This window comes from Streptomyces sp. MS06 (assembly GCF_047200655.1).
Classification (GTDB): domain Bacteria; phylum Actinomycetota; class Actinomycetes; order Streptomycetales; family Streptomycetaceae; genus Streptomyces.
Map to the genome: position 1 here is coordinate 14,692 of NZ_JBJZOJ010000067.1, position 20,083 is coordinate 34,774.

Below are 20,083 nucleotides of genomic sequence, written 5' to 3' on the forward strand. Positions count from 1 at the left end.
GACGCAAGACGACGGACCGGAGAGAGACCCCTACCCGGCGTTCCCCGGCGGCCTGACGCCCCCTCGGTTCCGCGGACCGCCGACGTCGAAGGCCCGCTCGAACGCCGTCCGGACCGCGCTGCCCGGGGTGCGGTCCAGCACGGCGAAGACCACCTGTTCGAACCGGTCGCCGAACCGACGCCCCGGGCCCAGCAGTCCGTGGAAGGCGGCCGCCACCTGCTCCGGGTCGTTGCGGAACACGCCGCAGCCCCAGGCGCCCAGCACCAGCCTCCGGTAGCCGTTCGCCGAGGCCACCTCCAGCACCCGTTCGGCGCGCGCGAGCAGCGCGCCCGGCAGTGCGGCAGCGCGTTCCGGGGCCGTCCGCAGGACGACTCCGGCGTTCGGCGCGGCGGAGGTGAGGAAGCCGGCGCGGTACGGCGCGTCGAGCAGCCGCCCGCGGTCGTCACGGAAGACCGGAACGCCGGGCGAGTGGATGACGCGGTCGCTGTAGAACGGATCGCGGTGCGCCCGGTGGTGCTGGTAGAACCGCCGAGCCCGCAGCAGGCAGCCGTACAGCGCGGAGGCCCGGCACAACGCCTCTTCCTGGGCCTGCGCGCCGTTCAGGTAACCGCCGCCCGGGTTGCGGGCGGAGGCGAAGTTCAGCACGGCGACCGGTTCCCCGTGGAGTCGCCGGGCGGCTTCCAGACTGCTCTCCGCGGTGACCTCGATCCGGGTGCGGGCCGGTACGGCGGGCGCGTCCAGCGGCACCGGTTGCGGCCCCCAGATCCCGGTGCCTTCGCGGGCGGCGGCCACCGCGGCCGCGATCGGCACCTCCCGTCCGTCGGCGCGCCGGTACGCCCCCGCGGCGACGATCTGCTCGGTCTCGCGTGCGATGCCGCGCAGCCGCGCGCTCATGGCGCCACCCCCGTGGACGCCGTGAACGCGCCGCACGCGCCTTCCCCCGTCGTGCTCATGGAGGCATCCTGAGCGATGCTTGTCCTGCGTCGCAACGGAGTTTCCCGGTCCGCACCGGGGTCGGGAAACGGACGTCGCGTGCCACGGGCGCCCCGCTGGGCACCCTTGTGCGAACGGGCGCGAGGGTCTTGGGTGGGACGGGTGTGCCGTGCGCGGCCCTGACCGGGGGCCGGGCCGGTGGCATGGTGGAATCTCAGGAGGATCCCGACATGTCCGATACCTCGACCGCTTCGGCGGGCGGCCGCCCGCGGCCCCGCGCCACGGTCACCGAACCGGAAGTGGATGCCCTCGTCAGGGGAATCTGCTTCAAGACCGGCCCGCCCCGCGCCCTCGGTGTGGAGGTGGAGTGGCTGATCCGCGAGTTGCAGGGGACGGAACGCGCGGTGCCACCCGAACGCCTCGCAGCGGCGTACGCCGCTCTGCGTACCGTGCCTCTGCGGTCGGCGCTCACCGTCGAACCCGGCGGCCAGCTGGAGCTCAGCTCGCCGCCCGCCGCGACGCTCACGGAGTGCATCGGTACCGTCTCCGCCGACCTCGACGCCGTCCGGGCGCTGCTCCGCGACAACGGACTCGGCCTGCTCGGCGTCGGCCACGATCCCTGGCACCCGCCCCGCCGGTACCTGCACGAACCGCGCTACGACGCCATGGAGGCCTGCCTCGACCGCAGGGGTCCGGCCGGGCGCAGCATGATGTGCGCCTCCGCCTCCGTACAGGTCTGCGTCGACGCCGGGTACGAGGAACCGGGCCCCCTCGGTCACGTCCGGCGCTGGTGGCTGGCGCACACGCTGGGCGCCGTGCTGCTGGCGGCCTTCGCCAACTCCCCCATGGCCGGGGGCCGACCCACCGGATGGCGCTCCACCCGGCAGCTGATGTGGATGGAGATCGGCTCCGGCCGTGCGGGCGCGCCCCCGCTGGACGGGACGCCGAGGACCGCCTGGGCGCGGCACGTGCTGGACGCCGAGGTGATGTGCGTACGGCGGGAGTCCGGCCCGTGGACGGTCCCGGACGGGCTGACCTTCCGGGAGTGGACCCGCAGCGGCGCACCCCAGGCACCCACCGGTGAGGACCTGGACTACCACCTGACCACTCTGTTCCCGCCGGTCAGACCGCGCGGCCATCTGGAGCTGCGGATGATCGACGCGCAGCCCGGCGAGAACGGCTGGATCGTGCCGCTGGCCGTGACCGCCGCGCTCTTCGACGATCCGGAGGCCGCCGAGACCGCCTACCGGACGGTGAAGCCGCTGGCCGAGCGGATGCTGGGGCTGCCCGCGCCGCACAATCCGCTGTGGACGAACGCCGCCCGGCTCGGACTCGCCGACCCCGAACTCCACGAGGCGGCCGTCGCCTGTTTCGCTGCGGCGCTCCCCGCGCTGCCGCGCCTCGGCGCGGGCCGGGAGGTGGTGGACGCGGTGGCCGCGTACCGGGACCGGTACGTGGGCCCCGGCCGCTGCCCCGCGGACGACCTGCTGGACCGGCTGCACGCAACGGGAGGACCCCGGGCCGGACTCCACTCGACCGGACCAACCGGACCGACCGGATCGGCCCGACCGACCGGATCGGCCGAGGACACTCCCCACGCGCCCGGGAAGGACACGCACCCATGACCGAGCCCGCACTCGATCCCGACTCCCGCCCCGGTACCGCGCCCGGGGCCGCGGCCGAGACCGCGGCAGCGCCCGATCCGGTGGCCCTGCGCGAGCGGGCGGTCGGCGCGCTGACCGCGGCCCGCGACCGGACCACGCTGCTGACCTCCTGCGTGGCGGACCCCGACCTGACCGCCCAGCACTCGCCTCTGATGTCGCCCCTGGTGTGGGACCTGGCGCACATCGGGAACCAGGAGGAGCAGTGGCTGCTGCGCGCGGTGGCCGGACAGGAGGCGATACGACCCGAGATCGACGGCCTCTACGACGCCTTCGAGCACCCGCGGTCCGAGCGGCCCTCGCTGCCGCTGCTGCCGCCCGCCGAGGCCCGGGCGTACGCCGCAGACGTACGCGGCCGGGCGCTGGACGTCCTGGACGGCGCCGCGTTCCACGGCACCCGGCTCACCGAGGCGGGCTTCGCCTTCGGCATGATCGCCCAGCACGAACAGCAGCACGACGAGACCATGCTGATCACCCACCAGCTCCGGCGGGGACCGCAGGCGCTCTCCGCCCCGGATCCCGACCCGGCGCCGGTGTCCGCCGGCCCGCCCGAGGTCCTCGTCCCGGGCGGCCCGTTCGCCATGGGCACCTCCGCCGAGCCCTGGGCCCTGGACAACGAGAAGCCCGCGCACGTGCGCGAGGTACCGGCGTTCCACATCGACACCGCCCCGGTGACGAACGCCGCCTACCTGGCGTTCATCGAGGACGGCGGATACGACACCGAGCGGTGGTGGGCGCCGGCGGGCTGGGCACACGTCCGGCGGCACGGCGTCCACGCGCCGCTGTTCTGGCACCGCGACGGCGGGCAGTGGCTGCGCCGCCGGTTCGGGGTCACGGAGGTGGTCCCGCCGGACGAACCGGTGCTGCACGTGAGCTGGTACGAGGCCGACGCCTGGGCCCGCTGGGCCGGTCGGCGGCTGCCCACCGAGGCGGAGTGGGAGAAGGCGGCCCGCTTCGACCCGGCGACCGGCGGGTCGATGCGGTACCCGTGGGGCGACGCCGACCCGGGCCCGGCCCACGCCAACCTGGGCCAGCGTCACCTGCGGCCGGCGCCGGCCGGCAGCTATCCGGAGGGCGCGTCGCCGCTGGGCGTACGGCAGCTCATCGGGGACGTGTGGGAGTGGACGGCGAGCGACTTCCTGCCGTACCCGGGCTTCCGGGCGTTCCCGTACCGGGAGTACTCCGAGGTGTTCTTCGGAGGGGAGTACAAGGTGCTGCGCGGCGGCTCCTTCGCGGTGGACCCGGTGGCGTGCCGGGGCACCTTCCGGAACTGGGACTACCCGATCCGGCGGCAGATCTTCTCCGGCTTCCGCACCGCCCGCTCCGCCGCCGGGGCCGCCTGATGTGCCGTCATGTGGCCTGTCTGGGGCCGGCCGAGCCGCTGGGCCGGCTGCTGGTGGATCCGCCGCACTCCCTGTACCGGCAGTCGTGGGCGCCGCGCCGGCAGCGGTACGGCACCGTCAACGCCGACGGTTTCGGGGTGGGCTGGTACGCCGAGGGCGATCCGGTACCGGCCCGCTACCGCCGGGCCGGCCCCGTCTGGGCCGACCTGTCCTTCGCCGACCTGGCCAGGGTCGTGCGGTCGACCGCGGTACTGGCGGCCGTGCGCGACGCCACGCTCGCGGGCGCGGACGGGGAGGCGGCCGCGGCGCCGTTCGCCGCGGGGCCGTGGCTGTTCAGCCACAACGGCGCGGTCGTGGGCTGGCCGCGCTCGGCGGCGGCCCTCTCCCGGACGCTGCCGCCCGAGGACCTGCTGGCGCTGGAGGCCCGCAACGACTCCGCGCTCGTGTGGGCGCTGGTCCTGGCGCGGCTGCGCGGCGGTGAGACGATGCCGCAGGCGCTGGCGGACACCGTGCTCGACGTCGCCGCCGCCGCGCCGGGCTCGCGGCTCAACCTGCTGCTCACCGACGGCGAGACCGTCGCCGCCACCGCCTGGGGCGACACCCTGTGGTACCTGACCGAGCCGGGCCTGCGCACGGTCGTCGCCTCCGAACCGTACGACGACGACCCGCGGTGGCGGGAGGTTCCCGACCGGACGCTGCTCGCGGCGAGCCGCACCGACGTGCTGCTCAGCCCGCTGAAGGACATCGAGGAAACGGCCGCCCCAGGGGCGCCCTCACCACGCAAGGAGTCCCGCACGTGAGCCTGTTCCGCATCACCCGCACCCTGCCCGAGGACGCCACCGGCGCCGCCCTGCGCGCCGACGTCCTGGGCGGCCTGACCCGCTCCCCCAAGACGCTGCCGCCGAAGTGGTTCTACGACGCCCGCGGCAGCGAGCTGTTCGAGCAGATCACCGAGCTGCCCGAGTACTACCCCACACGCGCCGAGCGCGAGATCATCGTCGACCGGGCGGGCGACATCGCCGCCGCGACCGGCGCCCGCACCCTGGTAGAACTGGGCTCCGGCTCCTCGGAGAAGACCCGGCACCTCATCGAGGCGCTCACCGGCCTGGACACCTATGTCCCCGTCGACGTCAGCGCGAGCGCCCTCGAACAGGCCGGGCGGGCGCTCACCGAAGCCCATCCGGGGCTGCACGTGCACGCCCTGATCGCCGACTTCACGGCCGCGCTGGCTCTTCCGGACACGCCGGGCCCGCGGCTGGCGGCGCTGCTCGGCGGCACCGTCGGCAATCTGCTGCCCGCGGAGCGCGCCGCGTTCCTGGCGTCGGTGCGCGGGCTGCTGGCGCCGGGCGACGCGCTGCTCCTCGGCACGGACCTGGTCAAGGACGAGTCCGTGCTGGTGCCGGCGTACGACGACGCGGCCGGGGTGACGGCCGCGTTCAACAAGAACGTGCTGTCGGTCATCGACCGCGAGCTGGGCGCCGACTTCGATCCGGGCGCGTTCGAGCACGTCGCCCTGTGGGACGCCCGCAACGAGTGGGTCGAGATGCGTCTGCGTGCCCGCACCGCGCAGACCGTGAAGATCCCCGCACTGAACCTGGCGGTGGAGTTCGCCGCCGGCGAGGAGATGCGCACCGAGGTGTCGGCGAAGTTCCGCGAGGAGGGGGTGCGGTCCGAACTGTCCGCCGCCGGGCTGGAGCTGACCCACTGGTGGACGGACGCCGAGGGGCGCTTCGCGCTGTCGCTGAGCGAGGTGCGCTGACGCCGGGGTTCAGGCCAGCGGCACCTGGAGCTGCTCGGTGATCCGCCGGGAGGCGCGGCGGGCCTCGGTGGCGGGATCGGCGCCGGAGAGCACCGCCGACATGTACGCCTTGATCGGGTTGTCGGCCTCGACCACGGCCCACTCGGGGGTACTGGGGGTCGCCCGTCCGCGGGCGGCCCCCGCGGCCATGGCCGCGACGCCCTCGTCGTCGCCGACTGCCGGAGCGAGTGCGGCCTTGTTGGGCACGTAGTCCATGGTCCGGGCCAGGTCGGTGTCCCACTGCCGGCCGGTGAGGGCGCCGACGACGGCGACGGCGCCCTTGCGGTAGTCCGTGTGCTGCGGGATGACCAGGTCGGAGCCTCCGGTGAACACGGCTCCCGGCTGCCCGGCCTTCCTGCCGGGCACGGGGAAGAAGCCGAGCTTGTCGGCGAGTCCGGGGTTCTGCCGGATGATGGTGCGGGCGAGCCCCGGCACCGCGACGATCTGCGCCACCCGGCCCCGGGCGAACACGCCTGCCTGGGGCGGGTGCTCCTCGTCGGAGTCGGCGGGGCCGTCGCCGAGGGACTGGAGGCGGCGGTAGAAGTCCATGCCGCGCAGCGCGGCCGGCGTGTCGAGGGTGCCCTTCCAGACGCCGTCGTGCTGTTCGGCGAGGTTGCCGCCCTCGTCCCAGATGAAGCCGGAGAGGGTGTACCAGTCCTGTCCGGCCAGGTAGATGCCCTGGTTGCCGTCGGAGTCGAGCTTCTCGGTGGCGGCGAGCCACTCCTCGCGGTTCTTCGGCGGTACGTCGACGCCGGCCCGGGCGAACAGGTCCTTGCGGTAGATGACGACGCGGTTGGCGGCGTACCAGGGGATGCCGAACTGCTGGCCTCGCAGTTGGCCCGGCTCGGCGAGACCGGGCAGCCAGGCGTCCGAGCCCCAGTCCCGCAGCGACTCCAGGGTGAGGTCGAGCAGTCCGCCGCTGTCGACGTACTGCGGCACCTGCGTGTTGCCGACCTCGATGACGTCGGGGGCGTCCGCGTCCTCCGACTTGAGCGCGGACTGCACCTTCGGTCCTATCCCGGTCCACTCCTGGACCTTGATGTCGAGGTCCAGGTCCGGGTGGGTGCTCTCGAAGTCCTTCGTGAAGCGCTTGACGAAGTCCGGCGAGGCGCTGCCCTTCATCAGCCACACGGTGACGGTGTGCCGCTCCCCTCCGCCCTGCGGCAGCAGGCCGCAGGCGCTGAGCAGGGAGGCGGACACGCAGACGAGGGCGAGCAGACGACGTCTCACAGAGGGGTTCTCCCGGGTCCTGAGCTGGTCCTGCGGACAGGGCGAGGTGGCCCGACGTGGGGGGGACGAGCGACAGCGCCCGAACGGGTGTGCTGGATTTTGGTATGGACCAATGCTCGGGTCAAGTGCTTCCCCCGGAAGCGCCGACGCCTCGCGCTCCGCCGCAGCTTGGGGCACGGTGGAGTGACGCGTCCCACACGCACCGTCATCACCGCGGAGAGGAGTCCCGCATGTCGAACCACACGTACCGGGTCACGGAGATCGTCGGTACCTCGCCCGAGGGCGTCGACCAGGCAGTCCGCAACGGCATCACCCGCGCCGGGCGGAAACTGCGCAACCTGGACTGGTTCGAGGTGACCCAGGTCCGCGGCCAGATCGAGAACGGGGACGTCGCGCACTGGCAGGTCGGCCTGAAGGTGGGTTTCCGCCTCGACGAGTCGGACTGACCCCGGCGGGCGAGGCGGCCGGGCGTCCGCGGACGGTCGGGCGCCCCGCTCCCGCCCCGCTCCCGCCCCGCTCCCGCCCCGCGGGGCGGCCACCGGCCGCCCGCTCGCATCACCGGGAGCCCGGCGGAACGCCGTGGAAGAAGCCGGCTGCCGCGTGCTTCCATGGGCGGCATGCCGTCCGCCGACCGCCTTCCGGCCTTCGCCGCCCTGTCGTTCCTGCTGATCGCGGTACCGGGGCCGAGCGTCCTGTTCGTGATCGGACAGGCCCTGGCCCGCGGACGCCGAGCCGCGCTGACCTCGGTCGCGGGGAACACGCTCGGCGCCTACGCCCTCGTCACGGCCGTGGCCTTCGGCGTCGGCTCGGTCGTCGCACGGTCGGTGCTCGTCTACTCGGCGTTCAGGCTGGCCGGCGCCGCCTATCTGGTGTACCTGGGCTTCAGGGCGTGGCGGGAGCGCGGCACCCTGCGTGCCGCGCTCACCGCCGAGGCCCCGGTGCGCGCCGCCCGCCGCACCTTCCGTGAGGGTTTCGCGGTCGGCGTCTCCAACCCGAAGACCCTCGTCTTCTTCGCCGCCGTGCTGCCGCAGTTCGTCGACCGCTCGCAGGGGCACGTGGCCGGGCAGATGCTGATGCTCGGCCTGGTCTTCAACGTCATGGCCCTGGTCTCGGACAGCGTCTGGGGGCTGGCCGCGGGCACCGCGAGGGACTGGTTCGCCCGCTCGCCGCGGCGGCTCTCGCTGGTCGGCGGGGTCGGCGGGCTGACGATGATCGGTCTGGGCGTCGCCGTGGCCGCGACCGGCCGCTCCGAGTGACCCGCAGAGCGGGCCGGTGCGCCGCTCTGCACGGCTGACCCGCGAAGGTCTCCGGCCCGGCGGCGCGGGGCCGTCCGCCGCGTGGACACGGCGCGTGGACACGGCGCGTGGACACGGCGCGCGGCTCACGACTCCTTCCACACCAGTACGGTCAGCACCGCGCTGGTGAGCGTCACCGGTCCGCCGCCCTGGTTCAGGAGGGACATCCGCATCGTGCGGCCCGCTCCCAACCTCTTGGTCAGCGGGACGACCGCGAAGGTACCGCCCGCGGTCCCGACGATCTCGTGCACCGGATGGCTCAACCGGTGCGCGTCGCCCTCGTACTCCGCCATCCGGACCTGCACGACCTCGCCCACCCCCAGCCCGGTCATCGCCACGCCGAACGAGCCGGTGAACCGGCAGGCCCCGCGGGCGAACACCGAACCGCCAGGGGGGTGGTCACCGGTCTCGTCGGTCCACTCCCGGGAGAACTCCAGCGAGTCCCAGGCGCCGGCCCTCAGGATGTAGTGCCGGGCCAACCCCATGTTCACGTACTGCGGCATGTCGTCCTCCTCGTCGGTGGCACCCGCGGCCCAGGCCCGCAGGCCGGCCTCGGACAGATAGGCGATGGACCGGTCCACCGGCCGGTCCGTGAACTGCCAGACGAGCGGGAACCGACCGGACGGCCGGGGCCGCGCCGCCGCCTCGGCGCGGCCGTACCCGGCCTCGCCCCACGGATAGGCGGGGTACCACAGCGGCACCCCGCCGGGGACCCGGCCGGCGGCCAGGTCGTCCGCCGAGGTGTAGACACCGACGCGCTGCCCCGGGAACGCCCGGCGCACCGCGGCGATCCAGGCCTCGGCCCAGGCCCTGATCTGTGCGTCGCCGCATCCGGAGTAGTTCCTGCCGTCCGGATACCGCTCCAGGTCCAGCCAGTGGGTGAACCCCCGGCGCGCGTGGGGGCGGACGGCACCCACGTAGTTGGCGGCGTCCGCCTCCGCGTCCTGGTTGGGCCAGGCGAAGTGGTAGGCGCCGGGCACCAGCCCGGCGGCGATGATGCCCGCGATGTGGTGGCCGAACCGGCCGTCCCGGGTCCGGCGGCCCTCGGACGCCTTGGCGAAGGCGAAGACGACGCCCTCCCGCCGGCGCGCTTTCCAGTCCTGGGTCCCCTGATAGGCGGAGACGTCCATGCCGCGGCAGGTGGCCATGCAACCTCCAGGCAGATGTGCACCCTTGGCCGCTGACGGCGCGGGGGTGGCGGCGAGAGCCGGAACCCGGCATTCCTGTCGGTGGGCTCTTGCCCGGCCCCGACCGCCCCGACGCGCCGGCAGGGCAGGTTGCGGAAGCACCGGGCGGCGTGGGGGCGTGCGCCCCGCAGCACGGGAATCCTGCGCGCCCTGAGGCGTTGAACCCCCTGTGAGCTCCCTGATCGCCCGGACCCGGTTCTCCGTACTCGACCGCTCGCGCACCCGCGAGGGGCGACCCGACGCCGAGGCGCTGCGCGACACCGTGCGGCTGGCGCGGGAGGTGGAGCGGCTCGGCTACCACCGGTTCTGGGTGTCGGAGCACCACGGTGTGCCCGGGGTGGCGGGCTCGGCCCCGACCGTGCTGGCCGCCGCGGTGGCCGCCGCCACGCACACCATCCGGGTGGGCACCGGCGGGGTGATGCTGCCCAACCACCGGCCGCTCGTCGTCGCCGAGCAGTTCGGCGTCCTGCAGGCCCTGTTCCCCGACCGCGTCGACATGGGCCTCGGTCGCTCCGTCGGCTTCACCGACGGGGTGCGCCGGGCGCTGGGCCGGGACAGGAGCGACGCGGACGCCTTCGCCGCGCAGCTGGAGGAGCTGCTGGGCTGGTTCCGCGGCACCTCCGAGTCCGGGGTGCGCGCCCGGCCCGCCGCGGGCCCGACCGTGCCGCCCTTCGTCCTGGCGACGGGCGGGAGCGCGGCGACCGCCGCGCTGGCGGGGCTGCCGCTCGTCATCGGGGACCTGCGCGACCGGGACCGGATGCGCCGCGGCGTCGACGCGTACCGGTCCGGCTTCCGCCCCTCCCTCTGGGCACCGGAGCCGTACGTCGTCGTCTCCGGCACCGTCGCCGTCGCGGGCACCCCGGAAGCGGCCCGCCGCCTGCTGGTCCCCGAGGCGTGGTCCGCCGCGTACGCCCGCACCCACGGCACGTTCCCGCCGCTGGCCCCGGTCGAGCAGATCGAGAACCGCACGATGACCACCAAGGAGCGCGACCTGTTCGCGTCCGGCTTGACCGGTCACATCGCCGGCACCGAGGAGCAGGTCGCGCAGGAGCTGGAGTCGGTGCTGCGGGAGACGGGCGCGCAGGAGGTGCTCGTCACGACCAGCACCCACGACCGTGCGGCCCTGCTGGACTCCCACCGGCGGCTGGCCCGGCTGACGCTGGGTGCCCGACGAGCGGGCACGGCGGGTGCCCGACGAGCGGGCACGGCGGGTGCCCGACGAGCGGGCACGGCGGGTGCCCGATGAGCCGATGAGCTCCCGCCGTCCGAAGCGGACCGGAGCGGCAGCGGCGAACCCCGGGACGCGCGCTGCCCGGTCGCGGCCGGGCGTGGGCCGGTCGCCCCTCCCTGGGCGACCGCTCGCATAGGATCAGGGGGTTTGCCCCCGCAGAACGGTGCCGAGCCCCATGCACAGCCCCCACGATCCGTACGTCCGCGTCCGCGGCGCCCGCGAGCACAATCTCCGGGGTGTGGACGTCGACATCCCCCGCGACGTGCTGGTGGCGTTCACCGGGGTGTCCGGCTCCGGCAAGTCGTCACTGGCCTTCGGCACGGTCTACGCCGAGGCGCAGCGCCGGTACTTCGACTCCGTCGCGCCCTACGCCCGCCGGCTGATCCACCAGGCCGGCGCGCCGAAGGTCGGCGAGATCACCGGGCTGCCACCCGCGGTCTCCCTCCAGCAGCAGCGCTCGGCACCCGGCTCCCGGTCCTCGGTGGGCACGGTCACCACCCTGTCCAACTCGCTGCGGATGCTCTTCTCCCGCGCGGGAGACCACCCGCCGGGGGCCGCGCGCCTCGACTCCGACGCCTTCTCCCCCAACACGGCCGCCGGGGCGTGCCCCGCGTGCCACGGGATGGGCCGGGTGCACCGCACGACGGAGGAGTCCCTGGTGCCCGACCCGTCGCTGTCGATCCGGGAGGGCGCCGTCGCGGCCTGGCCGGGGGCCTGGCAGGGCAAGAACCTGCGGGACATCCTGGAGGCGCTCGGACACGACGTGGACCGCCCGTGGCGCGAGCTGCCCGCACAGCAGCGGGAGTGGATCCTGTTCACGGACGAGCAGCCGGTGGTGACCGTGCACCCGGTGCGGGACGCGGACCGGATCCAGCGGCCCTACCGGGGGACGTACCAGAGCGCGCACCGGTACGTGATGAAGACGTTCTCCGATTCCCGGAGCGCCGCGCTGCGGGCCCGCGCGGAGCGCTTCCTGACCAGCGAGCCCTGCCGGGCCTGCGGGGGCAGCAGGCTGCGGCCCGAGGCGCTGGCGGTGACGTTCGCCGGCCGCACCATCGCGGAAATGGCCGCACTGCCGCTGGACGAGCTGGCGGACGCGCTCGGCGCGGGGGCCTCCGCGGCCGCCCGCGCCCTCACCGAGGACCTGCGGGCCCGGATCGGGCCCGTCGTCGAACTGGGCCTGGGCTACCTGAGTCTGGACCGGGCCGCACCCACCCTCTCCGCGGGCGAGTTGCAGCGGCTGCGGCTGGCGACCCAGTTGCGTTCCGGGCTGTTCGGTGTGGTGTACGTGCTGGACGAGCCGTCGGCGGGACTGCACCCGGCCGACACGGAGGCGCTGCTGACGGTGCTGGAGCGGCTCAAGTCGGCCGGGAACTCGGTGTTCGTGGTCGAGCACCACCTCGACGTGGTGCGCGGCGCCGACTGGCTGGTGGACATCGGCCCGGGCGCGGGCGAGCACGGCGGGCGCGTGCTGCACAGCGGACCGGTGGCCGAGCTGGCCGGCGTGCCCGAGTCGGCGACGGCCCGCCACCTCTTCGACGACTCCCCCGTCCCCGCCCGCGAGGTCCGGCGCCCGGCCGGGTGGCTGACGGTCGGGCCGGTCACCCGGCACAACCTGCGCGGGGTGACGGCCGAGTTCCCGCTCGGCGTCCTCACCGCGGTGACCGGCGTGTCGGGATCCGGCAAGTCGACGCTGATCGGCGAGCTCGCCGCGGATCCGCCGGACGGGGGCCGCCTGGTCACGGTCGACCAGAAGCCGATCGGTCGGACACCGCGGTCCAACCTGGCCACCTACACCGGCCTGTTCGACACGGTGCGCAGGCTCTTCGCGGCGACCGAGGGGGCGCGGGCCCGCGGCTACGGCGCGGGCCGGTTCTCGTTCAACGTGGCCGGCAGGCGGTGCGAGACCTGCCAGGGGGAGGGCTTCGTCAGCGTGGAGCTGCTGTTCCTGCCGAGCACGTACGCCCCGTGCCCGGACTGCGGCGGGACCCGCTACACCTCCGACACGCTGGAGGTCGCCTACCGGGGCCGCAGCATCGCCGGGGTGCTGGACCTGACGGTGGACGCGGCGGCGGAGTTCTTCGCCGGCACCCCGGCCGCGGCGCGCACCCTCGGCACCCTGCGCGACGTCGGTCTCGGCTACCTGCGCCTGGGCCAGCCGGCGACCGAGCTGTCGGGTGGCGAGGCGCAGCGCATCAAGCTGGCGAACGAACTGCAGCGCGGCCGCCGCGGCCACACCGTGTACCTGCTGGACGAGCCCACGACCGGCCTGCACCCCGCCGATGTCGTGGTGCTCATGCGGCAGTTGCACGGGCTGGCGGACGCCGGGCACACGGTGGTGGTCGTCGAGCACGACATGTCCGTCGTCGCCGGCGCGGACTGGGTGATCGACCTCGGGCCGGGTGGCGGGGACGCGGGCGGCCGCATCGTCGCCGCCGGTCCCCCGGCGCGGGTGGCGGGTACGGAGGGCAGCGCCACCGCGCCGCATCTGGCCCGCCGGTGCGGGCCGGCGACGCCCTCCGAGGGGAGCGGGCGTCCCTGACGCGCGCGGGAACACCGACCGGCCGCTTGTCGCCAGCTTCGCCCAGCTCGGAAGGAACCGCCCCGACCGGCTCGGTGTGTCGCGGTGCCGGCTGCTGGGCGTCGAGGGACCGGACGTGCACGTGCAGTGCAGGGACTGGACGCGGTCGACGGCACCCCCGTGCTGGACATCGGGCCTTACCCGGCCGGGTTCGGCCCGCGCGGCGAGGTCGGGCAACCCGGCTGGGCCACCGCGCTCATGCGGAACTACCGCTGAGGCGGGGCCGGAGCCCGGGGGCGACGGTCCCGGTGGCACCGTAAGGCCGGTGCGCGCCTTCCGGAGCGGGCGGTTGCGCCGCCCGGGCGAGAGCGCGGCGGTCGGGCCGGCTGCCGGGCGGGATCGCCCGGAGCAGGGACGCCTCGGCGACCAGCCCGCGCGCCGACACCACTCGCCATACCGAGGTGAACAGGGAGTCCTCTCCGACGAAGGACGCAGCGGTGCCGGCCGAGCCGTCGGCCAGCCGGTAGCGGATGCTCACCGGCTGGACGGGGACGCCGGCGTCGAGCGCGGCCTGGAAGGCCGCCGGGCGGAAGGGGCCCTGGGCACGGCCGCACCACGTGCTGCCTTCGGGGAACACGGCCACCGCCTGCCCGGTGCGCAGCACCTCGGCGATCCCGGCCACGGTGGCGGGGAGTGCGCGCAGCCGGGACCGGTCGATGAACAGGGCCCCGCCGCGGGCGGCCATCCAGCCGGCCACCGGCCAGCCGCGGATCTCGGACTTGGCCAGCATCCGTGCCGGGCGGACGGCTGCCAGCAGCGGCACGTCCAGCCACGAGACGTGGTTGGCGACCAGCAGCAGGCCGCCCTCGGCCGGGGCCCCGGGTCCGCTGACGCGCAGGCGCACCCCAGCCGCCCGGACGATCCAGCGGCACCAGCCCCGGATCGCCCGCGACGGGATCCGCGTACCCAGCGGCGACAGGGCGAGGCCGACGAGGAGGAGCGCCAGCACCGCCGTCAGGCGCACCGCGGCCCGCGGCAGCGCGGTGATCCGGGCGGGGGCGTCCACGCACGCTCCCGGGGTGCAGGGCGAGGTGGGCTGCCAGCCGCTCATCAGGCCGGGACCAGTGAGAGGAAGTGCCGCAGATAGCGCGGGTTGACCCGGCGCATCGACAGCAGCACGTACAGGTCGGCCACGCCGAAGTCGGGGTCGTGGGCGGGTTCTCCGCACACCCAGGCGCCCAGGCGGACGTATCCGCGCAGCAGCGCCGGGAGTTCGGTGCGGGAGGCCGGCGCCGCCGCGGCCTGCGGAACCCACGGCAGCAGCGGCCGTACCCGGTACTCCGCCGGCGCCAGGTGCCCGGAGCGCACCCGGTCCCAGGTGGCTGCGGCCAGGGTGCCGCCGTCGTCGAGCGGTACGGAGCAGCAGCCGGCGAGCCACTCGTGGCCGCGGTCGACCATGTAGCGGGCGATTCCGGCCCAGATGAGGCCGATGACGGTGCCGTCGCGGTGGTCGGGGTGGACGCAGGAGCGGCCGACCTCGACCAGCCCGGGTCGGATCGCGTCCAGTGCGGTGAGGTCGAACTCGCCCTCGGAGTAGAGCCGGCCGGCGACCGCGGCGCGTTCCGGGGGAAGCATCCGGTAGGTGCCGACGACCTGGCCGGTGGCGTCCTCGCGGACGAGCAGGTGGTCGCAGTAGGCGTCGAAGGCGTCGATGTCGTGACCGGGCTGCGGGGTGGTCAGCAGGGCGCCCATCTCGCCGGCGAACACGTCGTGGCGCAGCCGCTGCGCGGCACGTACGTCGGCCTCGTCACGGGCGAGGGAGACGGTGTAGCGGGGAGGTGCTGCCGCGGGCTGCGCGGGACGGTCGAGTGTCGAAACGCCGGTCATGGCTACTCCTGGGCACGGGCCGGTCGGCGGGGGTGGGAGCGGCCGGCCCGCGGACGTGCGGGCCGCCGGTCCTGTTCTTCCGACGCTGGTTGGCGTGTACGTGACCTGTGCCAGGAGAGCGGATGTGGGGATGCTGAACGGCCCGCGTCACCGCGTCACGGCGCCGGGGCGCTCCGGTGCCGGAAGGGCCGGGACAGGGGTGCGGAGTGCGGGGTGCGGGTGCGGGTGCGGGCAGCGGAGTGCCGGGGCCGGGTGCGGCCGCCTGCGGCGGGGCGGACCGCGATGCCGGGTGCCGGGGCGGGCCGACGGGGGCCGGGGGTGGGGAAGCGGGACGGGCCGGTGGCGGGGAAACGAGACGGGGCCGGGGATGAGCACCACTCCCGGCCCCGCCCGCCCGCCGTGTCGGCGAACGTCCTCTGCTAGCGCCCGGCGGCCTTCCGGGTGGCCCGCAGCCATTCCTTGTTCATTCCGGTGATGGACGTCAGCGGGATGCCCTTCGGGCAGGCGGTGGCGCACTCTCCGGCCAGCGTGCACCCGCCGAACCCCTCGCTGTCCATCTGGGCCACCATGTCGAGTACCCGGGTCTCCCGCTCGGGGGCGCCCTGCGGGAGCACGTTCAGGTGGTTGACCTTGGCGGAGGTGAACAGCATCGCCGCGCCGTTGGGGCAGGCGGCCACGCACGCGCCGCAGCCGATGCACTCGGCGTGCTCGAAGGCGAGGTCGGCGTCCGGCTTCGGCACGGGTGCCGCGTGGGCCTCGGGCGCGGCACCCGTGGGGGCGGTGATGTAGCCGCCGGCCTGGATGATCCGGTCGAAGGCCGACCGGTCCACGACCAGGTCCTTGATGACCGGGAAGGCGGCGGCCCGCCAGGGTTCGATGTCGATGGCGTCGCCGTCCCGGAAGGACCTCATGTGGAGCTGGCAGGTGGTGGTGCGCTCCGGGCCGTGCGCCTCGCCGTTGATGACGAGGGAGCAGGCGCCGCAGATGCCCTCACGGCAGTCGTGGTCGAAGGCGACCGGGTCCTCGCCCCTGAGGATGAGTTCCTCGTTGAGGGTGTCCAGCATCTCCAGGAAGGACATGTCGGGGGAGATGCCGTCCACCTCGTACGTGGACATGGCGCCGTCGGCTTCGGCGTCCGGCTGACGCCAGACGCGCAGGGTGAGCTTCATGCGTAGCTCCGCTGGGTGGGGTGGACGTACTCGAAGGCCAGGTCCTCCTTGTGGAGGGCCGGCGGGCGGCCGGTACCGGTGAACTCCCAGGCGGCCGCGTAGCCGAACTCCTCGTCCTTGCGGGCGGCCTCGCCGTCGGGGGTCTGCGACTCCTCGCGGAAGTGGCCGCCGCAGGACTCGGTGCGGTGCAGGGCGTCGAGGCACATGAGCTCGGCGAGCTCCAGGTAGTCGACGATGCGGTTGGCCTTCTCCAGGGACTGGTTGAACTCCTCGCCGGTACCGGGGACCTTGATGCGCCGCCAGAACTCCTCCCGGATCTCCGGGATGCGCCGCAGTGCCGTGCGCAGGCCGCTGTCGCTGCGCGCCATGCCGCAGTACTCCCAGAGGAGCTCGCCGAGTTCGCGGTGGAAGGAGTCGGGGGTGCGGTCCCCGTCCACCGCCAGCAGGCGGGAGAGGCGGTCCTCGGTCCCGGACAGCGCCTCCCGTACGGCGGGGTGGTCCGGGGGCACCGGGTCCTGGTGCGGGTTGCGGGCGAGGTAGTCGTTGATGGTGGCGGGGAGCACGAAGTAGCCGTCGGCCAGACCCTGCATCAGCGCGGACGCGCCGAGGCGGTTCGCTCCGTGGTCGGAGAAGTTGGCCTCGCCGATGGCGAACAGGCCGGGGACGGTGGTCTGCAGGTCGTAGTCGACCCACAGTCCGCCCATCGTGTAGTGCACGGCGGGGTAGATCCGCATCGGCACCCGGTACGGGTCCTCGTCGGTGATCCGCTGGTACATGTCGAAGAGGTTGCCGTACCTGGCCTCGACGGCCTTGCGGCCCATCCGGGCGATGGCGTCGGCGAAGTCCAGGTAGACGCCCTGGCCGCCGGGGCCGACGCCGCGGCCCTCGTCGCACACGTTCTTCGCGGCGCGGGAGGCGATGTCGCGGGGCACGAGGTTGCCGAAGGCGGGGTAGATGCGCTCCAGGTAGTAGTCGCGCTCGTCCTCGGGGATCTCGTTCGGCGGGCGGGTGTCCCCCTTGGCCGTGGGCACCCAGATCCGGCCGTCGTTGCGCAGCGACTCGCTCATCAGGGTCAGCTTGGACTGGTGGTCGCCGGTGCGCGGGATGCAGGTGGGGTGGATCTGGGTGAAGCAGGGGTTGGCGAAGTAGGCGCCGCGCCGGTGGGCCCGCCACACGGCGGTGGCGTTGGAGTTCATGGCGTTGGTCGACAGGTAGAACACGTTGCCGTAGCCGCCGCTGGCGAGGACGACGGCGTCCGCGAAGTAGGTGTCGATCCGCCCGGTGACCAGGTCCCGGGCCACGATGCCGCGGGCCCGGCCGTCGACGACGATCAGGTCGAGCATCTCGGTGCGCGGGTGCAGTTCCACGTTCCCCGCGGCGATCTGCCGCGAGAGGGCCTGGTAGGCGCCGAGCAGGAGCTGCTGGCCGGTCTGTCCGCGGGCGTAGAAGGTGCGGGAGACCTGGACGCCGCCGAAGGAGCGGGTGTCGAGCAGGCCGCCGTACTCGCGGGCGAACGGCACGCCCTGCGCCACGCACTGGTCGATGATCTCCACCGAGACCTGGGCGAGGCGGTGGACGTTGGACTCGCGGGCCCGGAAGTCGCCGCCCTTGACGGTGTCGTAGAACAACCGGTGCACGGAGTCGCCGTCGTTGCGGTAGTTCTTCGCGGCGTTGATGCCGCCCTGCGCGGCGATGGAGTGGGCGCGGCGCGGGGAGTCCTGGTAGCAGAACTGGACGACGTGGTAGCCCTGTTCGGCGAGGGTGGCGCCGGCGGAGCCGCCGGCCAGTCCGGTGCCGACCACGATGACGGTGTGCTTGCGGCGGTTGGCGGGGTTGACCAGCTTCGCCTCGAAGCGGCGCTTGTCCCAGCGCTCGTTGATCGGGCCGGCCGGGGCCTTGCCGTCGGCGAGCGGCTCGCCGGTGGTGTAGTGCGTGTATGCAGCGGTCATGTCAGCTCACCACTCCGGTCATGACGCCCACGGGGACGGCGATGAAACCGGCCGTGAGCAGCAGCGCGAGGACGTCGGCGACGATCTTCAGGGCACGGTCGCGGGTGCGGCTGCCGACGCCGAGGGTCTGGGCCGCGCTCCAGAATCCGTGCCGGACGTGCAGGCCGAGGGCGAGCATCGCGACGATGTAGATGACGTTGCCGTACCAGGTGGAGAAGGTGTCCACCACGTTCTGGTAGGGGTGGCCCTCCTGGAAGCCGCCGGAGTGCACGGTGCCGGTGGTCAGGTCCAGGATGTGCCAGACGATGAACAGGCCGAGGATGACCCCGCCCCAGCGCATGGTGCGGGTGGCGTAGCTCGCCCGCGGCCTGGAGTGCACGTACCTGCTGGGGCGCGCCCGGAGGTCGCGGCGGCTGAGCTGGTAGGCCGAGACGGCGTGGGCGAGGACGGCGACCACGAGGACGACGCGGACGGTCCACAGCGTCCACTCGTAGTGCATGAACGGTTCGCCCACGGTGCGAAGCCAGTGCGCGTAGTGGTTGAACTCGCCGGCGCCGAAGTAGATCTTCAGGTTGCCGATCATGTGGACGACCAGGTACAGCAGCATGATCAAACCGCTGACCGCCATCACGGTCTTCTTGCCGACGGTGGAGTGCCACACGGTGCGCGCCATCGACGGCCGTCGGTCCGTCCGCGTTGCCAGAGCCATGGGACAGCAGGCTAGGGCCGGAAGGCCCCATCGGTCCAAGACATGGCCCGCCTTGTTTCCATAGGCGGGAGCTATCGGCGGGGTACCTTTGCAGGATGCAGTTCCAGCAGCTCCAGTACTTCGTCGCGGTCGCCGAGACCCGGCACTTCACCCGGGCCGCGGCGGCGGTCCACGTGGCGCAGCCGTCGCTGTCGCAGCAGATCCGGGCGCTGGAGCGGGAGCTGGGCGCCGATCTGTTCCTGCGGGCGCGCGGCAACATCACGCTCACCGACGCCGGCGAGGCGCTGCTGCCGCTGGCCCGCCGGATCCTGGCCGACGCCGACACCGCCCGGCACGAGGTGCAGGAACTGGTCCAGCTCCGCCGGGGCCGGGTGCGGCTGGGGGCGACGCCGAGCCTGTGCACGGGGCTGCTGCCGGACGTGCTGCGCGCCTTCCACGACCGCTACCCGGGCATCAGGCTGCTGATCGAGGAGGGCGGCTCGCACGACCTGGTCCGCGAGCTGGCCCGGGGCGCCCTGGACCTCGCCCTGGTCGTGCTGCCGCTGCCGACCCCGTCTCCGGCGCTCAGCACGGCGGAGCTGCTGCGCGAGGACCTGGTGGTGGTCTCCTCGCCGGAGGCGCCCCCGCCCGGCGGCGGGCGGCGCACCGTGGACGTCGCCGAGCTGGAGGGGGAGCGCCTGGTGATGTTCCGGCACGGCTACGACCTCAGGGAGCTGACCGTGGCGGCGTGCCGCGCCGAGGGCTTCGAACCCGAATTCGCGGTGGAGGGGGGCGAGATGGACGCGGTGCTGGGATTCGTACGGGCGGGGCTCGGGGTCGCCGTCGTCCCGCGGATGGTGGCGACGCGCTCGGGGCGAGGACTGCGGGTGACACCGCTGTCCCGGCCCGCGCTGCACCGGACGATCGCCCTGGCGCACCGCAGCGACGTGGCGCCGCCGCGGGCCGCCAGGGAGCTGCAGCGGATGCTGCTGGAGCGGTAGGCGCGCCGTTCGGCCCACCACCCGCGCGCCCAAGGCGTCGTCCACCGCCAGGCGTCGTCCGCCGCGCGGTGCCGGACGCGCCGCCCGCCGGGCCGTGATCGCCCGGCCGCAGCAGTCCCGCTCGACGGCCACGGCGGCACTACCGGCCCGGGCGGCCTGGGCGGCCTGGGCAATCGCGGCGGAGGCACGG

Annotated in this window: 18 protein-coding genes; 10 read left to right on the forward strand and 8 right to left on the reverse strand. The window is 74.2% G+C overall.

Annotated elements, in window-relative coordinates:
- Positions 1-30: 30 nt before the first annotated feature.
- A complete protein-coding gene (locus tag ACL02U_RS27795; protein WP_412793716.1) occupies positions 31-894 on the reverse strand; it encodes a TIGR02452 family protein in 864 nt (287 codons plus the stop codon).
- Between the two features lie 269 nt (positions 895-1,163).
- Here ACL02U_RS27795 and egtA point away from each other — a divergent pair, with 269 nt between their 5' ends.
- From egtA to egtD, 4 genes are read left to right on the forward strand one after another with little or no spacing between them, the layout of a single operon-like run.
- On the forward strand, positions 1,164-2,558 hold the full coding sequence (gene egtA, locus ACL02U_RS27800) for an ergothioneine biosynthesis glutamate--cysteine ligase EgtA (RefSeq protein WP_412793717.1): 1,395 nt from the start codon (positions 1,164-1,166) through the stop codon (positions 2,556-2,558).
- Complete coding sequence (gene egtB, locus ACL02U_RS27805) at positions 2,555-3,937, forward strand: ergothioneine biosynthesis protein EgtB (RefSeq protein WP_412793718.1); 1,383 nt, start codon at positions 2,555-2,557, stop codon at positions 3,935-3,937. The genes egtA and egtB overlap by 4 nt, the downstream gene beginning before the upstream one ends.
- Positions 3,937-4,737, forward strand: coding sequence for an ergothioneine biosynthesis protein EgtC (gene egtC, locus ACL02U_RS27810; RefSeq protein WP_412793719.1), 801 nt, complete (start codon positions 3,937-3,939; stop codon positions 4,735-4,737). Before egtB ends, egtC begins: the two co-directional genes overlap by 1 nt.
- Positions 4,734-5,696: an L-histidine N(alpha)-methyltransferase gene (gene egtD / locus ACL02U_RS27815; protein WP_412793720.1), complete on the forward strand. Its 963-nt coding sequence runs from the start codon at positions 4,734-4,736 to the stop codon at positions 5,694-5,696. Before egtC ends, egtD begins: the two co-directional genes overlap by 4 nt.
- Before the next feature lie 9 nt (positions 5,697-5,705).
- Here the strand turns inward: egtD and ACL02U_RS27820 are convergent, their stop codons facing one another.
- The gene (locus ACL02U_RS27820) at positions 5,706-6,965 is read right to left on the reverse strand and encodes an extracellular solute-binding protein (RefSeq protein WP_412793721.1); all 1,260 of its coding nucleotides are present in this window, start codon (positions 6,963-6,965) and stop codon (positions 5,706-5,708) included.
- A gap of 230 nt (positions 6,966-7,195) precedes the next feature.
- On the opposite strand from ACL02U_RS27820, the gene ACL02U_RS27825 reads away from it, so the two are divergent.
- A complete protein-coding gene (locus ACL02U_RS27825; RefSeq protein WP_412793722.1) occupies positions 7,196-7,411 on the forward strand; it encodes a dodecin in 216 nt (71 codons plus the stop codon).
- 171 nt (positions 7,412-7,582) lie between these two features.
- Entirely contained in the window at positions 7,583-8,221 is a 639-nt protein-coding gene (locus tag ACL02U_RS27830) for a LysE family translocator (protein ID WP_412793723.1), read from the forward strand.
- 125 nt (positions 8,222-8,346) lie between these two features.
- On the opposite strand, the gene ACL02U_RS27835 is transcribed toward ACL02U_RS27830, so the two are convergent.
- Positions 8,347-9,408 (reverse strand): glycoside hydrolase family 25 protein, encoded by a 1,062-nt coding sequence (locus ACL02U_RS27835; protein ID WP_412793724.1) that lies wholly within the window; start codon positions 9,406-9,408, stop codon positions 8,347-8,349.
- A 208-nt stretch (positions 9,409-9,616) separates the two neighbouring features.
- On the opposite strand from ACL02U_RS27835, the gene ACL02U_RS27840 reads away from it, so the two are divergent.
- From ACL02U_RS27840 to ACL02U_RS27850, 3 genes are all read left to right on the forward strand, one after another.
- Entirely contained in the window at positions 9,617-10,693 is a 1,077-nt protein-coding gene (locus ACL02U_RS27840) for an MsnO8 family LLM class oxidoreductase (protein WP_412793725.1), read from the forward strand.
- A 160-nt stretch (positions 10,694-10,853) separates the two neighbouring features.
- The gene (locus ACL02U_RS27845) at positions 10,854-13,220 is read left to right on the forward strand and encodes an ATP-binding cassette domain-containing protein (protein ID WP_412793726.1); all 2,367 of its coding nucleotides are present in this window, start codon (positions 10,854-10,856) and stop codon (positions 13,218-13,220) included.
- Between the two features lie 126 nt (positions 13,221-13,346).
- Entirely contained in the window at positions 13,347-13,475 is a 129-nt protein-coding gene (locus tag ACL02U_RS27850; protein WP_412793727.1) for a hypothetical protein, read from the forward strand.
- On the opposite strand, the gene ACL02U_RS27855 is transcribed toward ACL02U_RS27850, so the two are convergent.
- The 5 genes from ACL02U_RS27855 to ACL02U_RS27875 form a co-directional block, all read right to left on the reverse strand.
- Entirely contained in the window at positions 13,456-14,310 is an 855-nt protein-coding gene (locus ACL02U_RS27855) for a lysophospholipid acyltransferase family protein (RefSeq protein ID WP_412793728.1), read from the reverse strand. The two genes, ACL02U_RS27850 and ACL02U_RS27855, sit on opposite strands and share 20 nt — an antisense overlap.
- Positions 14,310-15,086: a GNAT family N-acetyltransferase gene (locus ACL02U_RS27860; RefSeq protein ID WP_412793729.1), complete on the reverse strand. Its 777-nt coding sequence runs from the start codon at positions 15,084-15,086 to the stop codon at positions 14,310-14,312. Before ACL02U_RS27860 ends, ACL02U_RS27855 begins: the two co-directional genes overlap by 1 nt.
- A 419-nt stretch (positions 15,087-15,505) precedes the next feature.
- A complete protein-coding gene (locus ACL02U_RS27865) occupies positions 15,506-16,255 on the reverse strand; it encodes a succinate dehydrogenase/fumarate reductase iron-sulfur subunit (protein WP_412793730.1) in 750 nt (249 codons plus the stop codon).
- Positions 16,252-18,204: a fumarate reductase/succinate dehydrogenase flavoprotein subunit gene (locus tag ACL02U_RS27870; protein WP_412793731.1), complete on the reverse strand. Its 1,953-nt coding sequence runs from the start codon at positions 18,202-18,204 to the stop codon at positions 16,252-16,254. Before ACL02U_RS27870 ends, ACL02U_RS27865 begins: the two co-directional genes overlap by 4 nt.
- A gap of 1 nt (position 18,205) precedes the next feature.
- On the reverse strand, positions 18,206-18,877 hold the full coding sequence (locus tag ACL02U_RS27875; protein WP_412793737.1) for a succinate dehydrogenase: 672 nt from the start codon (positions 18,875-18,877) through the stop codon (positions 18,206-18,208).
- A gap of 131 nt (positions 18,878-19,008) precedes the next feature.
- On the opposite strand from ACL02U_RS27875, the gene ACL02U_RS27880 reads away from it, so the two are divergent.
- Complete coding sequence (locus tag ACL02U_RS27880; RefSeq protein WP_412793732.1) at positions 19,009-19,893, forward strand: LysR family transcriptional regulator; 885 nt, start codon at positions 19,009-19,011, stop codon at positions 19,891-19,893.
- The last annotated feature ends 190 nt before the right edge of the window (positions 19,894-20,083 follow it).